This window comes from Marinomonas sp. PE14-40 (assembly GCF_051623805.1).
Lineage (GTDB): Bacteria > Pseudomonadota > Gammaproteobacteria > Pseudomonadales > Marinomonadaceae > Marinomonas.
Map to the genome: position 1 here is coordinate 3,528,287 of NZ_CP130700.1, position 25,057 is coordinate 3,553,343.

23 protein-coding genes are annotated in these 25,057 nt (G+C 42.0%); 12 read left to right on the forward strand and 11 right to left on the reverse strand.

What is annotated here, in order from left to right:
* Window positions 1-21 precede the first annotated feature (21 nt).
* The 4 genes from Q0A08_RS16345 (at window position 22) to Q0A08_RS16360 (ending at window position 3,105) form a co-directional block, all read left to right on the forward strand.
* Entirely contained in the window at window positions 22-909 is an 888-nt protein-coding gene (locus Q0A08_RS16345) for a sterol desaturase family protein (protein WP_438462580.1), read from the forward strand.
* Between the two features lie 7 nt (window positions 910-916).
* The gene (locus Q0A08_RS16350; RefSeq protein ID WP_438462581.1) at window positions 917-1,594 is read left to right on the forward strand and encodes a response regulator transcription factor; all 678 of its coding nucleotides are present in this window, start codon (window positions 917-919) and stop codon (window positions 1,592-1,594) included.
* Window positions 1,591-2,889: a sensor histidine kinase gene (locus tag Q0A08_RS16355; RefSeq protein ID WP_438462582.1), complete on the forward strand. Its 1,299-nt coding sequence runs from the start codon at window positions 1,591-1,593 to the stop codon at window positions 2,887-2,889. Before Q0A08_RS16350 ends, Q0A08_RS16355 begins: the two co-directional genes overlap by 4 nt.
* Before the next feature lie 63 nt (window positions 2,890-2,952).
* The gene (locus Q0A08_RS16360) at window positions 2,953-3,105 is read left to right on the forward strand and encodes a hypothetical protein (protein WP_438462583.1); all 153 of its coding nucleotides are present in this window, start codon (window positions 2,953-2,955) and stop codon (window positions 3,103-3,105) included.
* A 96-nt stretch (window positions 3,106-3,201) separates the two neighbouring features.
* Here Q0A08_RS16360 and Q0A08_RS16365 read toward each other — a convergent pair whose 3' ends face one another.
* From Q0A08_RS16365 to Q0A08_RS16375, 3 genes are all read right to left on the reverse strand, one after another.
* Complete coding sequence (locus Q0A08_RS16365) at window positions 3,202-4,608, reverse strand: DUF1501 domain-containing protein (protein WP_438462584.1); 1,407 nt, start codon at window positions 4,606-4,608, stop codon at window positions 3,202-3,204.
* A gap of 2 nt (window positions 4,609-4,610) precedes the next feature.
* Entirely contained in the window at window positions 4,611-6,383 is a 1,773-nt protein-coding gene (locus Q0A08_RS16370) for a DUF1800 family protein (protein WP_438462585.1), read from the reverse strand.
* Window positions 6,384-6,460: 77 nt separating this feature from the next.
* Window positions 6,461-7,342: a DMT family transporter gene (locus Q0A08_RS16375; protein WP_438462586.1), complete on the reverse strand. Its 882-nt coding sequence runs from the start codon at window positions 7,340-7,342 to the stop codon at window positions 6,461-6,463.
* Between the two features lie 138 nt (window positions 7,343-7,480).
* On the opposite strand from Q0A08_RS16375, the gene Q0A08_RS16380 reads away from it, so the two are divergent.
* Window positions 7,481-8,344: a LysR family transcriptional regulator gene (locus tag Q0A08_RS16380; protein WP_438462587.1), complete on the forward strand. Its 864-nt coding sequence runs from the start codon at window positions 7,481-7,483 to the stop codon at window positions 8,342-8,344.
* 89 nt (window positions 8,345-8,433) lie between these two features.
* Here Q0A08_RS16380 and Q0A08_RS16385 read toward each other — a convergent pair whose 3' ends face one another.
* Window positions 8,434-9,300: a YicC/YloC family endoribonuclease gene (locus Q0A08_RS16385; RefSeq protein WP_063339046.1), complete on the reverse strand. Its 867-nt coding sequence runs from the start codon at window positions 9,298-9,300 to the stop codon at window positions 8,434-8,436.
* A 227-nt stretch (window positions 9,301-9,527) separates the two neighbouring features.
* On the opposite strand from Q0A08_RS16385, the gene rph reads away from it, so the two are divergent.
* The 4 genes from rph (at window position 9,528) to Q0A08_RS16405 (ending at window position 13,448) form a co-directional block, all read left to right on the forward strand.
* Window positions 9,528-10,247: a ribonuclease PH gene (rph, locus tag Q0A08_RS16390; RefSeq protein WP_063339047.1), complete on the forward strand. Its 720-nt coding sequence runs from the start codon at window positions 9,528-9,530 to the stop codon at window positions 10,245-10,247.
* A 391-nt stretch (window positions 10,248-10,638) separates the two neighbouring features.
* Window positions 10,639-11,817, forward strand: coding sequence for an acetyl-CoA C-acetyltransferase (locus Q0A08_RS16395; protein WP_438462588.1), 1,179 nt, complete (start codon window positions 10,639-10,641; stop codon window positions 11,815-11,817).
* Window positions 11,818-12,083: 266 nt separating this feature from the next.
* The gene (locus Q0A08_RS16400; RefSeq protein WP_438462589.1) at window positions 12,084-12,596 is read left to right on the forward strand and encodes a hypothetical protein; all 513 of its coding nucleotides are present in this window, start codon (window positions 12,084-12,086) and stop codon (window positions 12,594-12,596) included.
* Between the two features lie 339 nt (window positions 12,597-12,935).
* Complete coding sequence (locus Q0A08_RS16405) at window positions 12,936-13,448, forward strand: hypothetical protein (RefSeq protein WP_438462590.1); 513 nt, start codon at window positions 12,936-12,938, stop codon at window positions 13,446-13,448.
* Between the two features lie 169 nt (window positions 13,449-13,617).
* Here the strand turns inward: Q0A08_RS16405 and ushA are convergent, their stop codons facing one another.
* The 7 genes from ushA to Q0A08_RS16440 all read right to left on the reverse strand — a co-directional run bounded on the left by ushA (window position 13,618) and on the right by Q0A08_RS16440 (window position 21,705).
* Window positions 13,618-15,225, reverse strand: a complete 1,608-nt coding sequence (ushA, locus tag Q0A08_RS16410) for a bifunctional UDP-sugar hydrolase/5'-nucleotidase UshA (RefSeq protein WP_438462591.1) — start codon at window positions 15,223-15,225, stop codon at window positions 13,618-13,620.
* Between the two features lie 277 nt (window positions 15,226-15,502).
* On the reverse strand, window positions 15,503-16,612 hold the full coding sequence (locus tag Q0A08_RS16415; protein ID WP_438462592.1) for an ABC transporter ATP-binding protein: 1,110 nt from the start codon (window positions 16,610-16,612) through the stop codon (window positions 15,503-15,505).
* 92 nt (window positions 16,613-16,704) lie between these two features.
* Entirely contained in the window at window positions 16,705-17,607 is a 903-nt protein-coding gene (locus Q0A08_RS16420) for a carbohydrate ABC transporter permease (protein WP_438462593.1), read from the reverse strand.
* Entirely contained in the window at window positions 17,600-18,526 is a 927-nt protein-coding gene (locus tag Q0A08_RS16425; protein WP_438462594.1) for a carbohydrate ABC transporter permease, read from the reverse strand. Before Q0A08_RS16425 ends, Q0A08_RS16420 begins: the two co-directional genes overlap by 8 nt.
* A 212-nt stretch (window positions 18,527-18,738) precedes the next feature.
* Entirely contained in the window at window positions 18,739-19,986 is a 1,248-nt protein-coding gene (locus Q0A08_RS16430; protein ID WP_438462595.1) for an ABC transporter substrate-binding protein, read from the reverse strand.
* Window positions 19,987-20,306: 320 nt separating this feature from the next.
* Window positions 20,307-21,170, reverse strand: coding sequence for an urea carboxylase-associated family protein (locus tag Q0A08_RS16435; protein WP_438462596.1), 864 nt, complete (start codon window positions 21,168-21,170; stop codon window positions 20,307-20,309).
* Window positions 21,171-21,270: 100 nt separating this feature from the next.
* Window positions 21,271-21,705: a VOC family protein gene (locus tag Q0A08_RS16440; protein WP_438462597.1), complete on the reverse strand. Its 435-nt coding sequence runs from the start codon at window positions 21,703-21,705 to the stop codon at window positions 21,271-21,273.
* Between the two features lie 467 nt (window positions 21,706-22,172).
* Between Q0A08_RS16440 and Q0A08_RS16445 the strand changes: the two genes are divergently transcribed.
* The 3 genes from Q0A08_RS16445 (at window position 22,173) to Q0A08_RS16455 (ending at window position 25,054) form a co-directional block, all read left to right on the forward strand.
* Entirely contained in the window at window positions 22,173-23,141 is a 969-nt protein-coding gene (locus Q0A08_RS16445; RefSeq protein ID WP_438462598.1) for a TRAP transporter substrate-binding protein, read from the forward strand.
* Between the two features lie 69 nt (window positions 23,142-23,210).
* On the forward strand, window positions 23,211-23,747 hold the full coding sequence (locus tag Q0A08_RS16450) for a TRAP transporter small permease (RefSeq protein WP_438462599.1): 537 nt from the start codon (window positions 23,211-23,213) through the stop codon (window positions 23,745-23,747).
* The gene (locus tag Q0A08_RS16455; RefSeq protein WP_438462600.1) at window positions 23,747-25,054 is read left to right on the forward strand and encodes a TRAP transporter large permease; all 1,308 of its coding nucleotides are present in this window, start codon (window positions 23,747-23,749) and stop codon (window positions 25,052-25,054) included. Before Q0A08_RS16450 ends, Q0A08_RS16455 begins: the two co-directional genes overlap by 1 nt.
* Window positions 25,055-25,057 lie beyond the last annotated feature (3 nt).

Below are 25,057 nucleotides of genomic sequence, written 5' to 3' on the forward strand. Positions count from 1 at the left end.
TGAATCTACAGGAAAGATCTTATGGAGTTTATGTCTCAAGCCTTCTCTGAAGCGAGCATTATTTTCACCGAATCTTGGGTGAACAATTACTTCTTACTTATTGCGACGGCTTTGTTTGCTGTCGAACTTATACGTTATGCTTTCAAGAAGAAGCTCAGTTGGAACATGGTTGGCGATAGTGCAACCAACTTAATTACCTTGTCATTTTTGTTAGTCACCATCTTCTTTATTGGGCTGGCTTATGTGGCGGCTTTTACCTATGTGTATGACAACTTTAGTCTGACACAATTGCCGATCACAGGATGGAGTATTCTTGGTTGCTTGATATTGGCAGATCTTGCCTACTATTGGGAACATCGTTTTTTTCATAGTAATGGTCTAGCGTGGGGAACCCACTCAGTTCACCATAGCTCACCTTATTTCAATATTTCTGTAGCATATCGATTTGGCCCGTTAGATTGGTTTTTCCCCTTCTTCTTTCATTTGCCACTGATTTTGATGGGTTTTAATCCCTTCGTTGTTTTATTGTGCGAAACCTTAGTGCAAGTTTTTCAAACATTGCTTCACACAGAAACGGTACGAAAGTTACCAAGGCCCATAGAAGCCATATTCAATACGCCTTCACATCACCGGGTGCATCACGCAAGAAACTCGCAATATTTGGATAAAAACTATGCTGGCATACTGATTATTTGGGATCGAATGTTTGGTACTTTTGCCAGAGAAGAAGAGCCAGTGAAATATGGGGTTTATCCTCGAATTAATTCCATCAATCCGTTTAAAGTCTATTTTCATGGGTATACTAAGTTGATTAAGCAGATCTGGCAGGCACCGACTTGGTGTTACCGTTTTAAACTCTTGGTTAAGCCGCCGGTTTGGGCTTGGAAACAAGAGCAAAGAAGGAAGTAACTACATCATGGCGATTAATGTTTTGCTTATCGAAGATGATAAGGACTTGTCAGAAGCTATCAGCGATTATATGGAGTTGGATGGTATAGAGTTTGATTTTGCCTACAACGGAGCCGCAGGGCTGAATCTGGCGCTAAATCAGTCTTATGACATTATTCTCACAGACCTTAATATGCCAAAAATGGACGGTATTAATGTGTGCCAAACACTCAGGCAAAAGGGAATCACCACCCCCATTTTGATGTTAACGGCACGCGATACGCTAGATGATAAATTAACAGGTTTTGCTGCTGGATCGGATGATTACCTGGTTAAACCCTTTGCGATGGAAGAACTGAAAGTCAGGCTGTTTGCTTTGGTTCGCCGAGCACAGGGTGTCGTGACTAACTTAACGGTTGGTGACTTGAGTATCGACCTAGATAAGCATCTTGTAACCCGTGCTGGGCAAGTATTAAAAATGCCGCCATTGTGTTGGAAAATCTTAGTTTGCTTAATGCAAAATAGCCCAAATGTGGTCAGCAAAAGTAAACTAGAAGACCAAGTTTGGGGGGATGATTTACCAAATGCAGACAGCTTAAAAGTACACTTGTTTAAACTTCGTCAGGCTATTGATGCCCCATTTGAAACTAAAATGATTCAGACTATTCATGGGGTCGGAGTGGCTATTCGAGAGGTCTCAAAATGAAGCGGGTGAGTATTAAGCGAGACATCTATCTTTACTTGTTTGGCCTAGTATTGAGTTTGACCACAGTCTATGTCTTGATGATAAGCCAGAGCTATCAAGTCGGGCTGAATGAATCCGTAAAGTATGGCTTTTTATATGAGTTAACGTTAGCTGAGCAAGAGTATCTGGCTCATGGCGCTCCTCCTCAATCACAGAGTAAAACGCTGCAGGTTTATAGCGAGTTTGAGCAACTGCCAACAGCGTTTAAAATGCACTTTGATTGGCAAAGTTTCGAGCCTGATGTCATTTACGAAGAGTATGTGGCAGGCGTGCAAGAAGGTTCAGGCCATTATTATTACGCCGCGCTTCACTATGTCATGAGTTTAGATACTTACCTTTATGTGGCGTCGCAATATGATGAGGCCATTTATTTAGAGCTGTTCAGCCAAAATCCTCCCGAGTCTATCAATCAGTTGAACTCTGCATTTTTAATGGTGGGAGCACTTTTATTATTTGTGTTTGTACTGGTACGTTTGTTAATTCATCGGCTCACTCAGCCTATTATTCTAATGTCTCAATGGGCGCAAACGCTAAACTTAGAGGACACAGAAAAACTGACTCATTTTCGCTATAACGAGGTAAATCATCTCGCTGAGCAGTTGGTTGATAGTGTGAAATCTCAGCAGGAAGCGATAGAAAGAGAAGAGTTTTTTCTCCGTGCTGCAAGCCATGAATTGAGGACGCCAGTCTCAATCATTTCAGCGAGTGGTGACATGCTAACCAGACTCTCTGATGTGATGCCAAGAGGAGGGCAGCGGGCTGTTGCACGTATTAATCGTTCTGTTGTGACAATGCATAATCTCATCACCAGCCTGTTATGGATGAGCCGTAACCAGTTGTTAGATTTAGAGCTTAGCCATATAAATATGGAAAGTTTGGTGCAAGAAATTCTGGCTAATCATTATTACCTTGCTGATGAAAAGAAGGTGACGGCAGACATTGATGTGCACAGTGAGTTTGCTGTTGGCCCTTTACCGCATGTGTTAGTTGAGATTGTCATCACTAACCTTATTCGTAATGCGCTTCAGCATACTGCACAAGGCAAGATAGACATTGTGTTATCGTCTGATAGTTTAACCATCTCTAATTCATTAAATGACCAAGAGCTCAGTGACTCTGATACGTCCTTTGGTATTGGTTTGATATTAATTGAACGCTTATGCCAGAGCCAAGGTTGGCATTTTATCCAACAAGCACAAAAGCATCGCTATTTTGCGAGCGTGTCTTTCTTAACAAGCACTCACCAAGATAACTGATAACCAAACCTTAACCCCTGACTCCTTAAACTTAGATCTAAGTTAATCCATTGGAGTATTGATATGGGAACCTGGATCTTAGAGACCTTATTGTGGATGGTCGTGACGCTTGCTGTGTGTATCGCTATATGGGGGTTCTCACTGGTTAATATTTTGTTAGCTTTTGGGATTTCTGTAGGGATTTCTCTTTTAATCGGGAATAGCTGGCGTAGCTAAAGCCCTTTGTTTATACATTAGTTTTTCCAAGTTATTTTTCAAATATGCCTTCAGGTCTGATTCTTGAAAGCATATTTGATTTTTTTTGAGCGTTTATCAGGCTCTAATTAACTCTTTTAGTGATCCCTTGCTCTGTTTAGCTGGAAAGTTTTTTAGATTAGGAAACAATAAATCGAGTTGGTTTTTCTCTACGCCAAACCAGAGTGCTAATTCGGCATAAAGCTCATCGGTTGCTAAGGTGGGAATTAAAACACCGTCGCCAATATCCAGAGGGTTTTCTTTACCTAGGCTGAGTTTTGGATATTGTCCAAATACTCTACCGCCATTGATCTGACTCCCCATCACCAAGGTATTACCGCCCCAACCATGGTCTGTGCCGTTTCCGTTGGATGTGAGCGTTCTGCCGAAATCCGAGCCAGTAAAAGTAACGACCTGATCCGCAAGACCGAGCTCGTCTAGACTTTGTTGAAACTCTCCAAGGGCCTTACTCAACACTTTTAGCATCTTACCTTGGTTATTAAGCAGTTCATCGTGATGATCCCAGCCAATATACCTAAGGAAAAATGTCTGCTGTTTGTGGCCTAAGGCTTTTGCACTTTTAATCGATTGTGCAACCTTACGAAGCTGTTGTGAAAGCTCACTATTGGAGAACTGAGTTTTCATCTTGGAACCTTCCAAAGCTTCTTTAAATATTTGATGCTGAGCTTGAGATTGTCGAGTCATGGAAAGATAGGATTGCCTAAATGGATCATTGGAGTAGCTTTGATTTAGGCTGTCTTCAAAGTTTTTTAACAGCAGTTTGTTAAGTTGATTTGGGACTTCATTAATGACTAAACCCACGCTGCCTTCGTCTGTAATTGAGTAAGCGCCAGACTGAAAACCATTTTGCATAATATTAATTCCCGCCAAGGAAATATTCATAGGAATACGGGGGGAAGCTTGGCTTGCCTGTAAGGAATCACTGAGTAAGCCAAACCAGCCACGATTAATTCTGAGTTCAGGTCTTGCTGTTTGCCAATGTTTAAATTGGTCTGAATGAGACATGAGACCAAGAGGTAAATTAGCGCTTTGGCTATAAAAAAGGGACTTATTTACTGGGGTGATCATGGGGCCAATATTGGCAACAAAGGCTAACTTATTTTGCTCAAATAAGTGCTTAACTTCAGGCATGCTGGGGTGTAATCCAAAGTGTCTTCCGTCTTGATCTTTGAATCCACTTAATGACAAAAGCTCACTTTGGTCTAAGGCTAAGTTGCTTCTTGTTTTCTTATATTCTTGATAATGGTTATTAGAGCTAGGTACCAGCATATTAAAGGCATCATTACCGCCATCTAACATGATAAACACCAATGCTTTTGACTCTGGCTTAATACTCACTATGGGGGTTTTATTCGCCGAAGATGAAGGCGCTGAATATACAGGTGCAGCGCCCGCAATGGCTAGGTTTGCAGCGACTGTGACCTGAGCACTTGAACGGATGAATTGTCTTCTTGATAAACTCATAACTATACCTCTAGAACTGTAAACTCGGGGGAAATGGCAATAAAGAAAACAATGGTTTGGACAACCCATTCAGGGTGTTCTTTATAAGCGGAGAAAGATGACAATATGTGCTGTTTAGAGGTTAACGGTGCTTTCGCGGTTAACAATAAACTGAGTTCATCAACCAAGGCACTGTGTTGCGATGGGTCTTTCGCTGTTTGAATGTATTTATCAAAGTTCAGCTTTAATCGATCTTCATGGCGCTGCTGTAGGGTGTCTATATCTAGCTCTGCCACGTTATTAATGCCGCGCTGGCGGCTAATGTCTGTGCTGACTGCGGGTAAATAGTTTGCAAAAAGCATGTAATACAAATAATTCACATAAGCGATCGAGCTTGCCGAGTTGTGAAGTTCAAACTCTGGAGCTAATAAGTTTTGCTCTTCCAACGGCCCAAGAGGAGTAAAATCAGGCTTATAAAAATTGAATACGGTAGGTGAAGAAAGAGGGTGCTGTTGTAATTGCTCTTCAATGTCATCACCTATCAGCCATAGCTTTTTAGATGTATTGGAGGCTGAAAATGCCCTTAGAATTTGGGTTGTCCGTAAAATTGGTGACTTGAGTTTTTGCGATTGAACTAATTTCTGTTTGGTTTTAGTTGCCGATAAAAAGCGCTTTTTAGAAACAGTATGTGTAAGAGGATAAGTTAGAATTACTGTTATTGCTTTTTTTAGATCACCGTCTGTACCAAAAGCCGTTGCGACAGCCTTAACGTAATCAGGACTTGGGTTGGACGTGACCAGTTGGTTGATGAGTTTAGTCGCAATAAAAGGGGCGGTATTAGGGTGTGCGACTAACCGCTCGCAGACAAGGCTAATTTCTCTCTCGCCTGACTGGTTTGCATCTAGTTTAATATGTTTCTTCAACAGAGATTTACTTTGTCTGTCATGATACTTTTCGTCGACTTGCATGGCTTTCGTCATATTGACGAAAGGTACTGTTTTATAACGTTTATCTATGTCATCTTCGAAGCTAACTTGATAACCATTAAAACTTTTATCCCAGAAACTGTTCTCCCATTCAAATTGATAGCTTGAGGCTTTAAGGCCAGTAAAAACACGGGCAAGCTCTTTGATATCCCTATTGTCGTAAGTTGGGATATCCTTCCCTATAGGGTCTTTTTTACGACTGCCATCCTGATTCAGTTCGTACAGACCAACTGAAAATAACTGCATGATTTCTCTAGCATAATTTTCATCTGGGTGAGTGTTTTGAAACTCGTCAGCTTTTCGGTTATTCATATGGCTTAGGTAAACACCCATGCAAGGGTGACGAGAGATATGTGTCAAAAGGTCGGCATAACTGCCAAAGGCGTGTTTATAAAGTAGGTCGTAATAGCTTGCTAATCCGATAGCATCGAGTTCAAGTACTGAGTTATCAGAGATGACTAGTATCTCGCTCAGAGCTTGAGCAATTCTATGGCGTAGAAGGTCAGTATTAGCGGTGAGATTAAGATGCCACCATGCCATATGAAAGTACCACTTGTAGGGTAAAGCTGGGTTATTTCCATTCCCATCTATGGCTGTTTGCCCATGTTTTTTAAGTAAACGAGAGCGGAAGTGCCGCCATATCTCTGTGGTTTTCGACTGGTATGGGCCTAATTGGCTAGGTGGGGTATTTAACTCTTCATGAAGCCAATTTTCTATCCCTTGTGCTGTGACTTGATTGATCAGATCCTCATCTGCTCCAAGGCTTGCTTGCATCAAAAAACTGCTCACGTCTAAATGAGTGTCTTGCATCGAACCATCCTATTTTTGGTTATTTGATGCTTAAGTATAGGGATGACTTGGTTATTTTTTGGTAATCAAGTTTCCTTTTAAGCCTTACGCAAAGCCCATAATGCATAGGCAATAAGCATTACACCGACCCATTGCATGAGGCTTAATGCATGATCATAAACGGCCCAATCAATCAGTATAGCTGTACCAGGATAAACGAATTGTAATACGGCAATTCGGCTGGTGGATAAGCGGCTGATACCTTGGTAAATCAAAGTAAAAGCAAGGCCGCTGTGAATGACCCCTATACCGATTAACCAAGCCCAAGCAGACACCTCAAGTGGCCAGCCTTTTAAAAACGGTATCCAAGCCGTGACTAAAGCACCAACAGCACATTGCCACCATGTCAGTGATAAAGAAGAAATACCGGTATCGAGCTTGGCAATTAGGGTTGTCACAGCGTAGAAAAATGAACCTAAAATACATATGCCTATGCCTTTTAAAAAGGCATTTGAAAGGCCAAACTCTGCGCTACTGCCATTTAATAAACCTGTGCTTAAGGCAAGCCCTAAGAGAGCTAAAGTGAGGATAAAGCAGGACCTTAGGGTGATCTTCTCCTTAAAGAAAACGGCGCCTAAAATCAGTACCCAAAAAGCCTGTATATGAAATACCAAGGTCGAAATCCCTATAGGGATTAGGCGTAAGGAATAGAAATAAAGACTCCAAATAATCACCATAAAAACACCGATAATACTGACGTATTTCATCTGGCTTTTAGAGAGTTTTAATTCATTTATCTTGCCTGAGAAATAAGCCCAAGCGAGTAGGGCGAGGCAACCAAAAAGGCAGCGATAGAAGACAATGGCTAATGGAGATTGTCCTGTATTGGCAACAAAAATGCCTATGGTACCTAATAACAAACCGCCTGATGCCATTAGCAAGGTAGCTTGATTTGAATGGCATGCTTGATGTTCTGACATAAGGGGCTTCTATCTACTTCTCATTCGGTATGAACTGGGTTGATAAACTATAAGTAGGTCTTTAAGATTATAAAAACGAATAATTCATCTAGTAAGAATTCGATTTTCGAATAGGTTAAGTGATTAGAGTGAATAATTATGGCAATGCAAGATTTACAGATTGATTGGCTAAAAGCTTTTGTTGCCGCCGTTGATGCTGGCACGTTATCCGATGCAGCACGGCAAGTTCATAGATCCCAGTCAGCCGTTAGCATGCAGATTAAAAAACTCGAAAACGTGATTGGCAAGCCAGTGTTAGAGCGTAATGCGAGAAGTTTAACGCTGACTCCAACAGGAAAAGACTTAATAGGTTACGCCCGTAAAATGCTGGAAATACAATCACAGGCACTAGAGCTTACCCGAGGAGAAGGGGTAAGAGGTCGTATCCATTTGGGTGTTCCAGATGACTATGCTAATGCGTATCTTGCGCCTGTATTAAGGGCTTTTGCCATTCGTCACCCTAGTGCTGAGATTACCTTAACTTGTGAGCACACAGGTGCCTTAATACCTAAGGTTGAAGCCGGTGAGATAGACATCGCCCTTGTCACAAGAGATAAGGTGACTCGTGGAGAATTACTCTTTTTAGAAGAGGTATATTGGGTAGCAGCAGAAGAATATAAAGTGTGGGAGAAAGACCCTTTGCCGTTAGCAACTCACGAAGAAAGTAGCCATATCAGAGAAACCGTATTAGCGCGTTTAGAGAGCCAAAATACGCCGTATCGAATTGTGTATCAAAGCCCGAGTACCTCAGGACAAGTGGCTGTTGCCTTAAGTGGAATAGCGGTTGCAGTGCTCACCAAATGCAGTCTAACGCCTAAATTAAAAGTCTTGGGTAGCCAAAATGGATTGCCTCAATTACCGACAATGGAAGTTGAGTTAGTACGTAGTAAAAAGTCTAAATCCTCAACAGCTGTGGATGCCATGTACGAAGAGATTATCCATGCGCTAAAGCGTGAGGTGTAACTAAACTAATACTTGGTATTCTAATAGGAAAAGCCTTAAGTATTATCTACTTAAGGCTTTTTTTGTTTTAACTAAAGTTTGATTAAGCCTTACTCAATATTCTGAATTTGCTCGCGCATTTGTTCGATCAGAACCTTAAGTTCTACCGCGCTTTGGGTGGTTTCGATGACAATAGATTTAGAAGAAAGGGTATTGGCTTCGCGATTAAGTTCTTGCATCAAGAAGTCGAGACGACGACCTATCGGGCCTTTTTGCTTAAGTTGACGTCGTACTTCTTTGGTGTGAGCAGCAAGACGATCGAGTTCTTCGGCCACATCGGCTTTTTGCGCCACAATGACAATCTCTTGTTCAACGCGGGTTGGTTCAAGTTCAAGTTTTGCGTCGGCCATTTTATCTAATAGATTTTGCTTTTGCGCGGCGATGATTTCAGGCAATTTAGCCTGTACTTCCACGACGATGGCATCGATAGCATCTAGGCGCTGGTGGATCATTTCTTCTAAGGCTTTACCTTCACGCAGGCGGACTTGGATCAGATCTTTTACTCCGGCAGAGAAAAGCGCTAATACTTCTTTTTTCATGGTATCAAAGTCGTTACCAGAGTCCGCCAATATGCCTGGGTATTGTAATACATCCAGTGCTGTTGGTTGAGCTAAATTAGGCATATGTTGAGCCAGCGCTTGTAATGCTTGAGCTAGGCTTTGAGCGTTATCTGCATTGATGTTTAATCCAGAAGAGGCCTTATCTATCGCTTGGAATCTAAGTTGGCACTCAACTTTACCGCGAGTGAGCTGCTTTCTTAGCTGATCTCTTAGATTAAACTCCAGTTCACGAAAGCCTTCTGGCATGCGAAAGTGCGGCTCAAGATAACGTTGATTTACCGAGCGAATTTCCCAGCTGATTGTGCCCCAGTCGAAAACGGCTTCCTGACGGGAGAAGGCGGTCATGCTTGCTGTCATAATCTCATCCATTGCAATAGTTTTAAGTCGATTCAATATTGCGCTTAAGTGTAACTCAGGGCTGATTCTAGGAACAGTAAAGAGGTGCATAAGACTGGCATTCTTATGGTACTTAAAAGTGAGGATGAATCCGGTTCAGTTGAAGCCCTATTTGTCAGCTTAAGTGAGTGCATTCGACGTGAGCTTGGTTATAATTGGCGTTTTCCAAATTGAAGTGAGAGATGAGTATGCGTCCAAGTGGCCGAGCTGTAGATCAGTTACGTGATCTAAAAATTACCCGCAATTTTACTAAGCACGCGGAAGGCTCCGTATTAATCGAATGTGGCGATACTAAGGTAATTTGTACTGCGACCTTGGTGCCTGGCGTACCTCGTTTCTTGAAAGGTAAGGGTCAAGGTTGGATTACAGCAGAATACGGCATGTTGCCGCGTTCTACTCATAGCCGTGTTGATCGTGAAGCGGCACGTGGTAAACAAACTGGCCGTACGGTAGAAATTCAACGACTAATTGGCCGCTCTTTGCGTGCTGCAGTTGATCTTAAAAAGCTAGGTGAGCATACCATCACAATTGACTGTGATGTGATTCAAGCGGATGGCGGCACTCGTACCGCCTCTATCACAGGTGGTTTTGTTGCTTTAGCTGATGCCGTTAAAAAACTTGTTGAGAAAAAGAAGATCAAGGAAAACCCGATTGTCTCTCAAATCGCGGCGATCTCTGTGGGTGTCTATAAGGGCGAAGCAGTATTGGATCTAGACTATCCAGAAGATTCAAATGCTGAAACCGACATGAATGTGATCATGAACGATAAGGGTGGCTTTATCGAAATTCAAGGCACAGCAGAAGGAGAAGCCTTCTCTGATGAGCACATGATGGGCATGCTAAAAGTTGCACGCAAAGGGATCAATGAAATCCTACAAGCACAGCGTGATGCTTTGTTCGAAAAATAGTCTTAATTAGACTTTATAAAACGCTCGCTTCCTTATGATAAGCGGGCGTTTTTTGTTTTCTTTTGCTAAACAAACTGAATTAGATTGTACTTTTCTCACTCCCTTCTAATTAAGAGAAACCGCGTAATTGACGATTTTAGCGGCTTTTTTGTCACCTTTTCTGCTTTTTATCACCATTATTATTCGCTTCCTAGTGTGCTAAAACATGACCCATGACGTTTCTCTCGGCTTTTTAAGAGGCAAATTCAAAGTTTCATAAATTTGCCTTGATTACTGTGTTACAAAGAAATGGCTTAGCAAGATGAGTGTTTTTTGATCACTCAGTTATTTCTTGGTTTAGGCATAGAAGTAATCAGGAAGTCGTACTTTTGAATTAATGAAGGAGCAAAATATGAAGCTTGTTATAGTTGCAGCAGGACGTACACCCGTAGGCGCATTTGGTGGTGGATTAGCGAGTCTTTCAGCCGTTGATCTAGGCAGCCAATTACTGACAGGCTTATTAAATAAAGTACCTGCAGCGAAAGATCAGATTGATGAGGTCATACTTGGACAAGTGCTGACGGCGGGTTGTGGACAAAATACGGCACGCCAAACCGCACTTAAATCTGGCCTATCTGAATCTGTCTCTGCCATGACCATTAATAAGGTTTGTGGTTCTGGCTTGAAAGCAGTACAACTTGCTGCCCAGGCGATTTTGGCGGGTGATGCAGAGCTTGTGGTTGCCGGTGGTCAAGAAAGCATGAGTAACGCACCTCATGTGTTACCTAATAGTCGTAATGGTAGCAAAATGGGTAATTGGGCCATGGAAGACAGCATGGTGAAAGATGGCCTTTGGGATGCATTTAACGATTACCATATGGGTGTGACTGCTGAAAATATTGCTAAGAAGTATGGTGTCTCGCGTGCTGATCAAGATGCTTTCGCAGTGGCATCTCAGCAAAAAGCAGGTGCCGCAATGGAAGTGAATCGTTTTGCGGAAGAGATATTACCTATTTCTGTTCCTCAACGTAAAAAAGACCCAATTATTGTTTCTCATGATGAACAACCTAAGCCAAATACCAAGCTGGAAAAGCTAGCCAGCTTAAGGGCTGCCTTTGATAAAGAGGGCACAGTGACAGCAGGTAATGCATCGAGTCTTAATGATGGTGCTGCTATGGTAATTGTAGCAAGCGAAGAGAAAGCCAAAGCACTCGGTTTACCTATCTTGGCTGAAATCTCAGGTTACGCAAATACGGGTATTTCACCAGAAATTATGGGCACAGGACCAATCACTGCGACCCGTAAATGCCTTGAAAAAGCCCAATGGCAAATTGAAGACCTGGATTTGATCGAAGCGAACGAAGCTTTTGCTGTGCAAGCTATTAGCGTTAACCGTGAGTTAGGTTGGGACACAGATAAGGTGAATGTAAATGGTGGTGCGATTGCTCTTGGCCATCCCATTGGTGCCTCAGGTTGTCGTATTTTGGTGACCTTAATCCATGAAATGCATAAGCGTGAAGTGGATAAGGGCTTAGCAACACTCTGTATTGGTGGTGGTATGGGAACAGCGCTTGCTGTGACGCGTCGCTAATGCTTTGTTGTTAAGCTAAAAAATAGCCTTTCAAGCCCTCTATATAGAGGGCTTTTTTATGTCCGCTTATTACTGCCTTTGGTTACTTTATGTATAGAGAAGGCTAGGTATTCATGTTATTTGTTTTCGTTATGTAAAAACAAAGTGATATTACTTTATTGTAATAACATAGTGTTTACTTAAAGGCATGAATTGAATGTGCTTAGGGGCATGGAAATTCATATAAAACCCAAATTACTTAAACAAAAATAAAAAAGGGGAATGTTGTGAAAAAGCCTATCTTACCTGCCGTAATACTCGCGTCTGTTATTTCAATGCCAAGTATGGCTGGGGTACCGCTGTCTGGTGTTTGGACCTTGCAGGACAGCAATAATACGCAAGAAACGCTAGATTCCGCAATCGAGGGTGTGGTGCAAGAAATGAACTTTTTGTTCCGTGCAATTGGTCGTACTGTGCTTAAACGTGAAACCCATGTTTGTCACTCTTGGATGCTAGCAACCACAGATGAAAGCTTTCTTTGGCAATGTGACGAAATCCCAGCGAATGAGCTTGCTCTAACGGCGAATCAAACTGAAACCATGAGTGATGATGGCCGCTTAATTACTGGATCATACAAGGAAGGTGATAGATATGTGGCCACTGTTCTGGAATCGGAACGAGGTAAGCGAACTAATTTGTGGCGTATGGTGAGTGAGAATGAACTGGAATATACCACCACACTTGAGTCCGATAAGATTCCAAAACCATTAACTTGGAAGCTGACATACACTCGTAATTAAAGTGTTTAACATGGTGATTACACGGGTAATTTAATTAATCGAACAGCAGCTAAAATGCATCAAAAAGCTTGTTTAATTAATCAATATGTCGATAAAAAGCGCGAATTGTGAAGAGTTTGCGCTTTTTTTATATCTTCCTTTTCTCCTTTAATTGCTTGTGAGAGAGTCATATAAGGGAAGGAAATACATAAACATATCTCATATTAGTTATATCATTTAGGTTTTTGTTGCTTTTAGGTTATATCATGTTGTTTACTAGTGTAGAACTTAGCGTATTAGCCTCTAGCGCGACGCAAAAAATAATCTTAAGACCAACAAAAACAATAAAAGGGGAAAGATGTGAAAAAAACGATTTTACCAGCCTTGATTATCGGCTCTAGTTTATCCATGTCTGCTTCTGCAGAAATGATCGAAGGTGTTTGGCAAGTTCAAGGTGCTGAAAACACGCAAGCTACTTTAGATACTGCGGTAGAAGAAGTGGTACAAGAAATGAATTTCTTCATCCGTAAAATTGCTCGCTCCAAACTTAAAGAGCAAGCACAAGTCTGCAACACATGGAACTTTGCTGCTTTGAACAATAATTTTTCTTGGCAATGTAACCAAGATGAGGTGTTTGAGTTGGCGACAACAGCGAAAGATCAAGCTGTGACTAAGCAGGATGGTTCCACTTTTACTGGCACCATTAACCGTGGTGATGACTTTATTGCGACTGTCTTGACCAGTGACAAGGGTGTTCGCACTAATATGTGGAAGATGGTGAGTGAAAGTGAAATGCTGTACACAGCAACAATAGAGTCTGAAAAACTACCTCAGCCTCTGACTTGGACCTTGAGCTATAAACTAGCTCAATAAGTTCATTGTGGTAACAAGGTCCCCAGCCTAGATGCTGTGACGTTAGGCTTTTCTGAGCAGCATCAAAAAAACCGTTATCGATCACTCGATAACGGTTTTTTTATGTCTTCAGTCTTAACCTTAAGTGGGATGACCTAAGGTTAAGCGAGTTCTCTATTAACCAGATTTACTAACGAGACACTGCACCGCTTGGTGCTAGCGTGTTAGTGAGCACAGGTGAGTTCTCTTTGAAGTACTCAACCAAGACATCTGCATCTACATAACCTGAGTTATTGTAGTTAGCGTGACCTGTCATTTTAGGATAACCGTCACCACCTGTTGCAACATAGCTGTTGATTGCAATACGGTAAGTTTGATCATCTTTAATTGGCTGACCATCAACCTTGATGTTAGTTGCTGTGCCGTTTCTCATTGCGAAAGAAACACCGTCGAATTGAGCGAACGCACCAGAACCTGCTTGCTTGCTACCAACAGCCGTTAGGTAGTCAGTTAGCTCAGCAGCAGATAGATCAACAGAAGATACCATGTTACCGAAAGGCTGTACTTTTAGTACGCTCTTATAAGTAACAACGCCAGCTTCCATGTTGTCACGGATACCACCAGAGTTCATGATACCAACATCAGCACCTACTTTTTCACGCATTGCTTTAGCGATAAGGTTACCTAGGTTAGTTTCCTGTTTACGAACAACAGAACGATCACCAACGAGTAGGTCATCCACAAAACCAATTTCTACTAGTAGCTCTTCCTGACCTTTTTCTTGGTAAGGCTTCAACATAGCTAGCATTGCTGGATCTTGTGCAATTTCTTGCTCGATGAATACTCGTTTCTTAGTACCGTCAGCTTGAACAACTTTTTTCTTCAAGTTAACAGGAATTAAACGGTAGTCAGAAGAAACGATGTCACCGTTTTTGATAACTAGATCTAGACGACCAACATACTTACCCCATTCTTGTGCTTGCACAATAAGAGTACCGTTTTGCTCATCTGGTTTTTCTAGTTTGTTTTGAGAGTGACCACCAACAATCACGTCGATACCAGGTACGCTACGAGCTAATGTTACGTCGCCAGGTGCGTTACCGCCGTAATTACCATTGCTGTAGTGACCCATGTGAGTGGTTGCTACAACTAAGTCAGCTTTTTTGTTTAGCTCAGGGATCAGGTCAGTTGCAACTTCAACGGGCGTTTTGATTTCTAGACCTTCTAGATACTCAGGGTTACCTAGCTTGATAGTATCGTCAGTTGTGAAACCAACAACAGCAACACGTAGATCATTTACTTCAAAGATTTTATAAGCGTCAAACAGCGGATCACCCGTTTCTGCGTCAATCACGTTAGCTGATAAGAATGGGAAACCTGCCCATTTTTGCTGTTGGATCAAGACTTCACGAGAGTTATCAAACTCGTGGTTACCTAATGCCATCGCATCATATTGCAGCATGTTCATGCCTTTGAAGTCTGGTTCGGCATCTTGTAGATCAGATTCTGGTATCCCTGTGTTAATGTCACCACCAGATAATAGTAGAGAAGCACCGCCTTCAAGCGCAATTTCTTCACGTAGGTTATCGATAAGGGTTTTACGAGCAGCCATGCCGTATTCACCGTTACGGTTTTCCCAGAAGCGACCGTGGTGATCGTTAGTGTGAAGGATGGTCAGTTTATATTCTTGATCTGCTTCCCATGTAGGAGCCTGTTGGCCTACAGATGCACAACCTGCAATAGCAAGTGCAACACCTGAAACGGCAAAATGCGAGATATAACGCTTCATTGAAGTCATTGATTGTTCCCTTTGTTTTATACTTTTCTGTTATAGGGTCGTGCTAATGAAATTCTCTTTCATTATTTTATTTTCTAAACACACCCGCAAGACCATAAAACATTCAGCTTAAGATATCGATACTTAGGAAGCCGAAATTGACCATTTGTGCAGGAAAAATAGAAAAAAAGAGGAAATAATCCATATTAAGGACAATATATTAGCAAGACATAAATAAAAAAACGCGCTGAACGAGGCTGTCCAGCACGTAAAAAAGTGACCCATAAAAAGTGCAATTTTAAGCGTCGATACGCTCGCCTGAATCCTTATCAAAGGCTACCGCTTTTGAGGTATCAAACATCAATTCGATGTCACTACCAGGTGCTGCCGGATAAGCTGGATGACAACGACAATTGATCTCGCTGTCATTAAGGCGGGTAATGACCATAGTATCGGCACCCATAGGCTCAGTAACTTCAACATTGACTTGTGACTTAACCACAAATTCTAAGCCTTCTTTGTGATGCTGCGGCTCAGTGATCATTTCAGGTCTTAGACCTAATAAAATTTCCTTACCTAGATATGCATTGAGTGTTTCTTTCTTAGGGAAAGGTAAGAGTGTTGGTGTTTTGGTTGCTAGCTCAAGCATGATGCCATTATCTGTTGATACCACAGTGGCAGGGATAAAGTTCATGGCGGGAGAGCCCATGAAACCAGCTACAAACAAGTTAGCTGGGTTGTCATAAATTTCTTGTGGTGAACCTAGTTGCTGTACTTCACCATCTTTCATCACGGCGATACGATCAGCCAAAGTCATGGCTTCGATTTGGTCATGGGTTACATAAACGATAGTGGTGCCAAGCTTCTGGTGTAACTTTTTAATTTCGGTACGCATTTCAACACGTAGCTTAGCGTCTAGGTTAGAAAGAGGCTCATCAAAAAGATATAACTGAGGGCGACGCGCTAGGGCTCGACCCATGGCAACACGCTGGCGTTGACCACCGGAAAGGTGAGCGGGTTTTCGGCTTAATAGGTGGTCTATTTGTAGCATCTCAGACACGCGTTTCACTTCCACATCACGCTCTTCTTTTGGTACTTTACGCATCTCAAGACCAAAGGAGATATTCTCTTCTACCGTCATGTTTGGGTAGAGCGCATAAGACTGGAACACCATGGCGATGTCACGGTCTTTAGGATCGGCATAAGTCACATCTCTATCCGCTATCATGATGCGGCCTTCACTTACATCATCAAGACCAGCAATCGCATTCATTAGGGTTGATTTACCACACCCTGATGGGCCAACGAGGATTAGGAATTCACCTGCCTTAATAGAAATATCAATACCTTTTAAGACTTCAGTTGATCCGTAGCGTTTCTTTACTTGTTCAATTATTAAATTTGCCATCTTGCTGCTCCGCAATATTATCAAGGGGACTGGAAGACACTGGGCGTATAGCGTTTTATGCGCCCATTCCAATCAATCACTAGGTTGTTTGTTTAGCCTTTTACTGCACCAGCAGTTAGGCCACGTACAAAGTATTTACCGGCTAAAACATAAACCAGCAGGGTCGGTAGTGCCGCTAGAATGGCTGCAGCCATATCGACGTTATATTCCTTACCACCAAAGCTGGTATTCACTAGGTTATTCAAAGCCACGGTAACAGGCTGAGTATCGAATCCAGAGAAAGCCACACCAAACAGGAAGTCGTTCCAGATTTGGGTAAACTGCCAAATGATGGTTACCACAATAATTGGGGTTGAGATTGGCAAAATAATGCGACGGAATATGGTGAAGAAACCTGCGCCATCTAGTCTTGCCGCTTTAATCAGATCACTTGGGATACCTTGATAAAAGTTACGGAAGAAAAGGGTGGTAAAGGCAACGCCATACACTACGTGTACAAAGACCAAACCAGTTGTGGTATTTGCTATGCCTAACCAGCCCAATGTACGTGCCATAGGTAGCAAGATAACTTGGAATGGAATAAAGCAACCTATCAATAGTGCACCGAAGAAGATATCACTGCCTTTGAACTTCCACATGGAAATCACATAACCGTTAAGAGCACCGATTACTGTCGAGATCAAAACAGCAGGTAAAACGATTTGAAACGAGTTAATAAAGTAGGGTGCAATGCCATTACAGCTACTGCCAGTACATGCGCCACCCCAAGCTTTACTCCAAGCATCAAAATTAAGGCTGCCCGGTAGTGATAAAAGTGTGCCTGAACGTATTTCTTCAACATCTTTTAGTGAGGTTAAGAACATCACTATAAAAGGCATTAGGTAGACAGCAGCCATACCTAATAGGCAAATATAGAGTGCAACTCTTAGTATGTGTTCTAAAGGCGTCTTTTGACGACGACTGGAGCTTGAATTCATAGTGTTTGCGCTAGTCATGACGCTCTCCTCTTAGTTCTGAATAAAGATAAGGAATCAAAATAGCCAAGACACATCCCAGCATAACCATAGCAGAGGCAGAACCTAGACCAATTTGGCTACGAGTAAAGGTATGGGCATACATAAAGTTAGCCGGTAAGTCAGATGAGTAACCCGGACCACCATTAGTAAGCGCTGCTACTAGGTCGAAACTCTTAATGGCAATGTGAGATAGGATCACAACGGCACTAAAGAAAACCGGTTTTAGTGACGGTAAAATGATACGGCGATAAGTGGTAAAGATATTGGCACCATCTAGGTTTGCCGCTTTAATTAAGTCACCATCAACACCACGAAGGCCTGCTAAGAAAAGTGCCATAACAAAGCCAGAGGCTTGCCAAACAGCGGCGATAACTAAACAGTAAATTACCTTATCTGGGTTAACTAGCCAATCGAAGGTGAAGCTTTCAAACCCCCAATCAATCATCATCTTTTCAAGGCCATTGGTCGGGTTTAATAACCACTTCCAAGCAGTACCTGTCACTATGAAGGAGATCGCCATAGGGTAGAGGTAAATAGTACGGATAGCGCCTTCATTTCGAATCTTTTGATCGAGAAAAATCGCTAGCATTACCCCAAGAAATAAGCAGGTAAAAATAAACAAGCCACCAAAGATTCCTAAGTTGGTGAGGGCGACAATCCATCTGTCATTGTTAAATAAACGCTCATATTGGCTTAAACCAACAAAGTCATAAGAAGGAAGCATGCGAGAGTTGGTCATCGACAGGACAGCAGTCCAAATCATATAGCCATACATGCAAATAATAGTGACCACTATGGTCGGTGCCATCACTAGCTTAGGAATCAGATCCCCAAGTGAAAAGGACTTTGCTTGAGCTGCTGTAGCTTTTGACTCAAGTGAGGAGGCTTTGATTGTCATAATAATGAGCTTCCGTAGAGCATCTAGTTAAAACCTTTGCAGTCGACAGTGCTTATTGGCGTTATCCATGGATGACATGAACTAGACCCACAGCAGGCTGCAAAGGTTTCGTAATTATAAACGTGAACTAAATCGGGTATTAGCGCGTCTCGTACTGATTAAAAGTGCGAGATAACAACTGGGGCATCTGCCCCAGCTGTTTAAACAGGGTCTTATAGGCTTGCTTTTACAGCACGCGCTAGTTTGTCGACCGCTTGTTCTGCTGTCATTGAATCATCATTGAAGAAGTTGGTAACTACATCATAGATAGCGCCTTGCACCATAGATGAAGTAGACATACCGTGAGCCATACTTGGCGTTAGGTTGCCGGTTGTTGAACTTGCTAGGAATGAATCCATAGACGCGTGAGCACAAGTATCAAACTTCTCACGAGGCATGTTCAAACGTGCTGGGATAGAACCCTTGTTCAGGTTGAATGTTTCTTGGAACTCAGGTTCAAGGATCAAACGAGCTAGGTCTTGCTGTGCTGCTTGATTGTCTTTACCGTCAACCTTGAACATAGCTAGGCTATCAATGTTAAAGGTAAAAGAGTCGCTTGTACCCGGTGCTGGTAGGCAAACATAGTCGATACCGGCTTTTTTGTTTGCTGCTGTGAATTCACCTTTAGCCCAGTCACCCATGATTTGCATTGCTGCTTCGCCATTGATAACCATAGAAGTAGCAACGTTCCAGTCACGACCAGAGAAACCGACATCAACATACTTTCTTACTTGTTTGAACGTGTTGAAAACATCAATCATGTCTTGGCTACGTAGCGCTTTGTCAGAGTGAGCGATGAAAGCTTTGTTATAGAAGTTAACACCTTTTTCTAGGGCGATTGCTTCAAACAAGGTTGCGTCCTGCCAAGCCTGACCACCATGAGCAAGTGGTGTGTAACCAGCCGCTTTGATTTTTTCTGCTTCGACTAGGAATTGATCCCAAGAGGTTGGTAGATCAGCGCCAGACTTACGGAATACTTCTGGGTTAGCCCACATCCAGTTTACACGGTGAACGTTTACAGGTGCTGCTACATAATGGCCTTCGTACTTCATTACATCGCTAACAACTTGAGGTAGAACCACATCCCATTCGCCTTGTGCAGCAACTTCATCAAGGTTAGTTAAGAAACCTAGACTACCCCATTCTTGGATAGTTGGTCCTTTGATTTGCGCACTGGCTGGTGGGTTGCCTGAAATGGCACGTGATTTAAGGACTGTCATTGCGGATTCGCCTGCACCACCGGCAACTGCGAAATCTTTCCAAGTGTGGCCTTCTTCAACCATCAAGCCTTTTAGTACATTGATAGAAGCGGCTTCACCACCTGATGTCCACCAATGAAGTACTTCAACTTCTCCGGCATAAGAATTGGCTGAACCGACAGTTAGAGCGGCAGCAGTTAGAGCGAATGCAAACTTTTTCATGATAGTAACCCTTGTTATTTTTATTTCGGTATCTAGTACCAACTTAAGGTCTCTCATTGAGAGGGTCAAAATTGTGTATGAGTTGTATTTGAATTAAGCCGAAAAGCAAATGGCTAATTTATGATTGATAACTCATAGTCATTCAATTTAGCAAAGTCTTTTAGAACAAGGGGTAAAGTAGAGCAACCTATTGTAACTTAGTCTTGCAAGATGCAACTTAGTCTTAATGTTGTCTTAACGAAAAAGCTAACACACTGATTTATTTGGTTAAAAATAACAAAAAAATAAAAGCAATGTGTCAGCAAAAACAAAGAGAAAATTTAATCTAGACCATGATGGCCTTGATAGCCACTGGTTAAAAAAGGCTTTTTCTCAACTTTATTTGTCTTTGTGGGTTTATAAATTTCCACCAATAAAGGGTAACAAGCTGTGTCATCATTTGAATGACTGCTACCACAATCGCCTCCTGGGCAGGCTGATAAAGCACCTAATAAATCAATCTCAGCATAGAATTCGATAAAATCCCCCGGCCTTACTGGGCTGGCTTTCATGAAATATTGGTGAGTCTCGCGGGTAAAGCCAGTACACATAAAGACATTCATAACATCATGAACATGAGGCTCGGCTTGCTCGGCACTCAGTTGCTGAGATTCAGCGAGCGCGCGAGTCAGGTTCGAATGGCAGCAATAATTGTAATCCACTTCTTTAAGCATATGGTTGGTGTAAGGGTCACAGCGTGTCCCGATGACATCATGCACTCCAGCGCCATCATCATCCCAACCGTACCAATCTAACGTATCCTGAGTGATGGTTGCCATAGGTCTAAGGTAAGGCATATTGCTCCAGAGTCTATCGCCTGTGTTTAGATGGCTGGCATGGAGTTGACGGGTTTTACCACTAAAAAAACGTTCATTTATATTGTTGGCATTCCATAAGTTTAAGTCGCCTACTTGTGGCCCTTCAACACTGACAATACGGAAGAAATGCCCCGCAGGCACTTTGAAACTCTTGCCATCTCTTGGGGGAATTAAGACTTTCGACACTATTTCCATGCCATTTTTTGCTTGCTGGTAAAAGGCCTCATCAAAGGGAGGAAGGCTCTCTACTTCGTAACACACGATGGGATTTTTAGAACGTCTAGCCTCTTTATCAGATTGGTGTTTTATATCCTTATCACTGATCATACCTTTCTCCAGATTTGTGTGAGTCCTAAATGTATTCCTATTTCACTGCTCGCTTATCTTATGAGCTTGATTCCTGATATTAAGCTATTTGGCGAATAACTTACTTGGCAAAAAGCTCGTTTTCAATATCTCTAAAGGCTTTAAACTCCAAGGCATTACCCGAAGGATCACAGAAGAACATGGTGCCTTGTTCACCTACTTGGCCTTCAAATCTAATATAGGGCTCAATGAGAAACTCATCGATAAATCCACTGACTTTATCAGCCAGTTTCTGCCATTCGTCAAATTCCAGTACCACACCAAAGTGGGGGACCGGAACGCCATGCCCATCAACATGATTATGAATACTTTGTACCTTGCCATCTTTTCCTATATTGGGGTTAAGGTGCGTGACGACTTGATGACCAAACATATTAAAGTCGATCCATTCGTTGGTACTACGACCTTCAGAAAAGCCGAGCTTAGTACCGTAAAAATCTCTGGCTTCGTCTATGTCTCTAACGGGAATCGCAAGGTGGAATGGGGTTAATTTCATAAATCTCTCCTATGCTGAACCTTGCCAGCGACCTTGCTGACCTGATGTTCGCTTGAAAAATAGTATGAGGGTAAATGAAATGGAAGTTCAAGCTGTTACCGCAATTCTTGCTTCTGAATGCATCGATAAATGCTTCTACCTTTTCTATTTAGACCCACTTTAAGCTTGGTTAGTGAGTTAATTGTCATTTTATGACTGAAAGTGAATTCCATTATAGAGAATTTAAAATAGGTCGTAAAAACTTTGTATTAAAGTCGCCTAATATTAGTAAAACTATAAAAAACGATTTTACTAGTGAAATAAACTTTAAATATAAATTATTATAGTTTTATCGACTAAATATTTGTTATGTTTTTTAGATGTAACGCAGATAAAACGTTGGCGAATTGTAATTGTTTATGTCTTAATCAATTTTATGAGAGGTGAAAAACTCGCCTGATCATAAATTATAATAACGGAGAAACAAGATGCTTAAAAAAACCTTGCTGACGACATCCATTGTATTTGGTGGCTTCCTATCTACTGTGAATGCAGCGCAATGGCACATGCCAACCCCTTACGGCGATGCTAATCTTCCGACAAAACTTGCTTATCAATTCGCCGAAGAAGTTAAACAAAAAACAGATGGTGATTTAAACATCACGGTTCACTCTGGTGCGTCTTTGGTCAAACACACCGAAATTCCTCGTGCGGTTAAAACCGGTCAGGTTCAAATGGGTGAAATCTTTATAGGTATCATGGGTAACACTCACCCTGTGTTTAAACATGACAACATTCCCTTTCTAGCAACAAACTTTGATGATGCTGAAAAACTATGGCAAGCAGCGAAACCAGAAATGGAAAAGCAGCTTAAAAAAGAAGGGATGAAGTTACTTTATACTGTGGCTTGGCCTGCTCAAGGTCTTTATACCAAGAAAGCCATTAATAGCTTAGCGGATATTGAAGGTTCAAGAATGCGTGCTTATAGCCCGTCCACCTCACGTCTTGCTGACTTGATGGATACCACGCCAACGACAATTCAAGTTCCTGAAATTCCGCAAGCTTTTAGCACAGGTATTATCGATGCCATGATTACGTCACCTACTACAGGTGTAAATGGTCAAGCATGGGATTACCTAAGCCATTACAACGATATCCAAGCTTGGATTCCAAAAAACATGGTGGTTGTGAACATGCGTTCTTTCAAACGTCTTGATAAAGATGTGCAAAAGATCATCTTGGCCGCCGCTGCAAATGTTGAAAAGCAAGGTTGGGAACAAGTCCGTATCAATGCTAAGCAAGACACTGATAGCCTAGCTGCTAACGGTATCGCAGTATCAACACCAACCGCTCAGTTGACAGGCGAATTTAACAAAATTGGTGAAACTATGACGCAAGAATGGATTGATGAGTCAGGTCCAGCGATCAAAACTTTGTTAGAAAACTATCAGCAGTAATTTTAGTTTTATAGACCTCTTTGCCTTGCCCTCCCAAAGGTTTAGAGGTCGTTTTTAAAGGTTTTGGTTATGCGTAAATTATTAAATAATACCTATCTTGCATCGGGTTATTTATCAGGACTTAGTATCCTTATGATAACCCTTTTGATAGTGGCGCAAGTGGTAGGCCGATTATTCGGTTTTATCGTGCCGTCAGCCGAAGACTTTGCTGTTTATAGTCTAGCCTCAGCGACGTTTTTTGGTCTTGCTTACACCTTCCATGAAGGTGGTCATATTCGAGTCACCCTAGCAATAAAGTCTTTACCACCTAAAGTTCGTCGCTTTCAAGAAGGGGCAATTCTTATCTTTGCGACCTTACTGACTGCTTTTATGGCGTTTTATATGGTGCATCTGGCTTGGGAATCTTATGAGTTTGAAGAAGTATCTTATGGCTATATTCCTATCCCATTATGGATGCCTCAAGTTCCTGTCGCGTTAGGCTCCATTATGTTCGCGATTGCAGTTGCCGATGACTTGATCTGTATGTTGATGGGTAAAGCCCCTAAATATATGCAGCATGAAGATGAAGAATTAAGTTTAGATAATGATTTAGGAGGTGAGGTCTAATGGATACGATTACTTTATCAATTACCCTTGCCGCCGCTATGTTGCTAATGTTGGCCTGTGGTATTTGGGTCGCATTGTCTCTGATTGGTGTGGGAGTCTTAGGTTTATTACTTTCGGGTAATGACCAAATAGGCTTGCTTTATGCGACATCAAGTTGGGGCGCAACAACCTCTTGGTCATTAACGGCTTTGCCGCTTTTCATCTGGATGGGCGAAATTCTGTTTCGAACTCGTTTATCGGAAGATCTATTTAAAGGCTTATCGCCTTTATTGAATGGTCTACCAGGTAAGTTATTGCATGTGAACGTACTGAGTTGCGGTATTTTTGCTGCGGTTTCTGGCTCTTCTGCGGCGACAGCTGCAACCATAGGGCGTATGACGCTGCCAGAGCTTAAAGAGCGTGGTTATAGCGAGCGTATGGCAATTGGTACCTTAGCAGGCTCAGGTACATTAGGTTTGTTGATTCCGCCTTCAATCATTTTGATTGTGTACGGTGTGGCAGCAGAGGTTTCCATCGGCCGTTTATTTATTGCGGGTGCGTTACCTGGCCTTCTACTAGTTAGCATGTTTATGGGTTACACCATGATCTGGGCTAAGTTGAATCGCAATGAGCTACCTGCCCATGACGGCACTAAAATCTCGTGGCCAGAAAAAGTCATCGCTTTACGTAAACTCTTGCCAATCGTTGCACTAATCGTATTCGTATTAGGGTCGATTTATGGTGGGGTTACTACGCCATCTGAGGCGGCTGCGTTAGGTGTTGTTGGTGCTTTGTTCTTAGCATTGTTATCAAAAGCCTTGAACCGTAAAAGCTTTGTTGACAGCTTACTAGGCGCAGTAAAAAGTTCTTGCATGATAGGTTTGATACTTGCTGGTGCACACTTTTTAACCTTAGCCATGGGCTTTTTAGGTATTCCAAAGTCATTGGCTTTGTGGATTTCTGCGATGACATTATCACCAACTGAACTGTTAATTTATCTAACTGTATTGTTCGTGATTCTAGGTTGCTTCCTTGATGGTATTTCTGTGGTGGTATTAACCACGGCGGTTGTTTTACCTATGGTACAACAGGCGGGTATCGATCTACTTTGGTTTGGTATTTATATCGTATTGGTGGTGGAAATGTCCCAGATAACCCCGCCGGTGGGCTTTAACCTCTTTGTCATACAAGCATTAACAGGGAAAAACATATTATATGTGGCACGTGCCTCATTACCTTTCTTCTTGTTAATTTTATTGGCTGTAGTTTTGATAACATGGTTCCCAGAAATCGTAACCTTCTTACCTAATAATATGAGCGGAAAATAAAAC

Excerpts from the sequence above, each read along its gene's own strand:
- Q0A08_RS16345 (WP_438462580.1), top strand. The coding sequence starts at position 22 with ATGGAGTTTATGTCTCAAGCCTTCTCTGAAGCGAGCATTATTTTCACC.
- Q0A08_RS16350 (WP_438462581.1), top strand. The coding sequence starts at position 917 with ATGGCGATTAATGTTTTGCTTATCGAAGATGATAAGGACTTGTCAGAA.
- Q0A08_RS16355 (WP_438462582.1), top strand. The coding sequence starts at position 1,591 with ATGAAGCGGGTGAGTATTAAGCGAGACATCTATCTTTACTTGTTTGGC.
- Q0A08_RS16360 (WP_438462583.1), top strand. The coding sequence starts at position 2,953 with ATGGGAACCTGGATCTTAGAGACCTTATTGTGGATGGTCGTGACGCTT.
- Q0A08_RS16365 (WP_438462584.1), bottom strand. The coding sequence starts at position 4,608 with ATGAGTTTATCAAGAAGACAATTCATCCGTTCAAGTGCTCAGGTCACA.
- Q0A08_RS16370 (WP_438462585.1), bottom strand. The coding sequence starts at position 6,383 with ATGCAAGACACTCATTTAGACGTGAGCAGTTTTTTGATGCAAGCAAGC.
- Q0A08_RS16375 (WP_438462586.1), bottom strand. The coding sequence starts at position 7,342 with ATGTCAGAACATCAAGCATGCCATTCAAATCAAGCTACCTTGCTAATG.
- Q0A08_RS16380 (WP_438462587.1), top strand. The coding sequence starts at position 7,481 with ATGGCAATGCAAGATTTACAGATTGATTGGCTAAAAGCTTTTGTTGCC.
- Q0A08_RS16385 (WP_063339046.1), bottom strand. The coding sequence starts at position 9,300 with ATGACAGCAAGCATGACCGCCTTCTCCCGTCAGGAAGCCGTTTTCGAC.
- rph (WP_063339047.1), top strand. The coding sequence starts at position 9,528 with ATGCGTCCAAGTGGCCGAGCTGTAGATCAGTTACGTGATCTAAAAATT.
- Q0A08_RS16395 (WP_438462588.1), top strand. The coding sequence starts at position 10,639 with ATGAAGCTTGTTATAGTTGCAGCAGGACGTACACCCGTAGGCGCATTT.
- ushA (WP_438462591.1), bottom strand. The coding sequence starts at position 15,225 with ATGACTTCAATGAAGCGTTATATCTCGCATTTTGCCGTTTCAGGTGTT.
- Q0A08_RS16415 (WP_438462592.1), bottom strand. The coding sequence starts at position 16,612 with ATGGCAAATTTAATAATTGAACAAGTAAAGAAACGCTACGGATCAACT.
- Q0A08_RS16420 (WP_438462593.1), bottom strand. The coding sequence starts at position 17,607 with ATGACTAGCGCAAACACTATGAATTCAAGCTCCAGTCGTCGTCAAAAG.
- Q0A08_RS16425 (WP_438462594.1), bottom strand. The coding sequence starts at position 18,526 with ATGACAATCAAAGCCTCCTCACTTGAGTCAAAAGCTACAGCAGCTCAA.
- Q0A08_RS16430 (WP_438462595.1), bottom strand. The coding sequence starts at position 19,986 with ATGAAAAAGTTTGCATTCGCTCTAACTGCTGCCGCTCTAACTGTCGGT.
- Q0A08_RS16435 (WP_438462596.1), bottom strand. The coding sequence starts at position 21,170 with ATGATCAGTGATAAGGATATAAAACACCAATCTGATAAAGAGGCTAGA.
- Q0A08_RS16440 (WP_438462597.1), bottom strand. The coding sequence starts at position 21,705 with ATGAAATTAACCCCATTCCACCTTGCGATTCCCGTTAGAGACATAGAC.
- Q0A08_RS16445 (WP_438462598.1), top strand. The coding sequence starts at position 22,173 with ATGCTTAAAAAAACCTTGCTGACGACATCCATTGTATTTGGTGGCTTC.
- Q0A08_RS16450 (WP_438462599.1), top strand. The coding sequence starts at position 23,211 with ATGCGTAAATTATTAAATAATACCTATCTTGCATCGGGTTATTTATCA.
- Q0A08_RS16455 (WP_438462600.1), top strand. The coding sequence starts at position 23,747 with ATGGATACGATTACTTTATCAATTACCCTTGCCGCCGCTATGTTGCTA.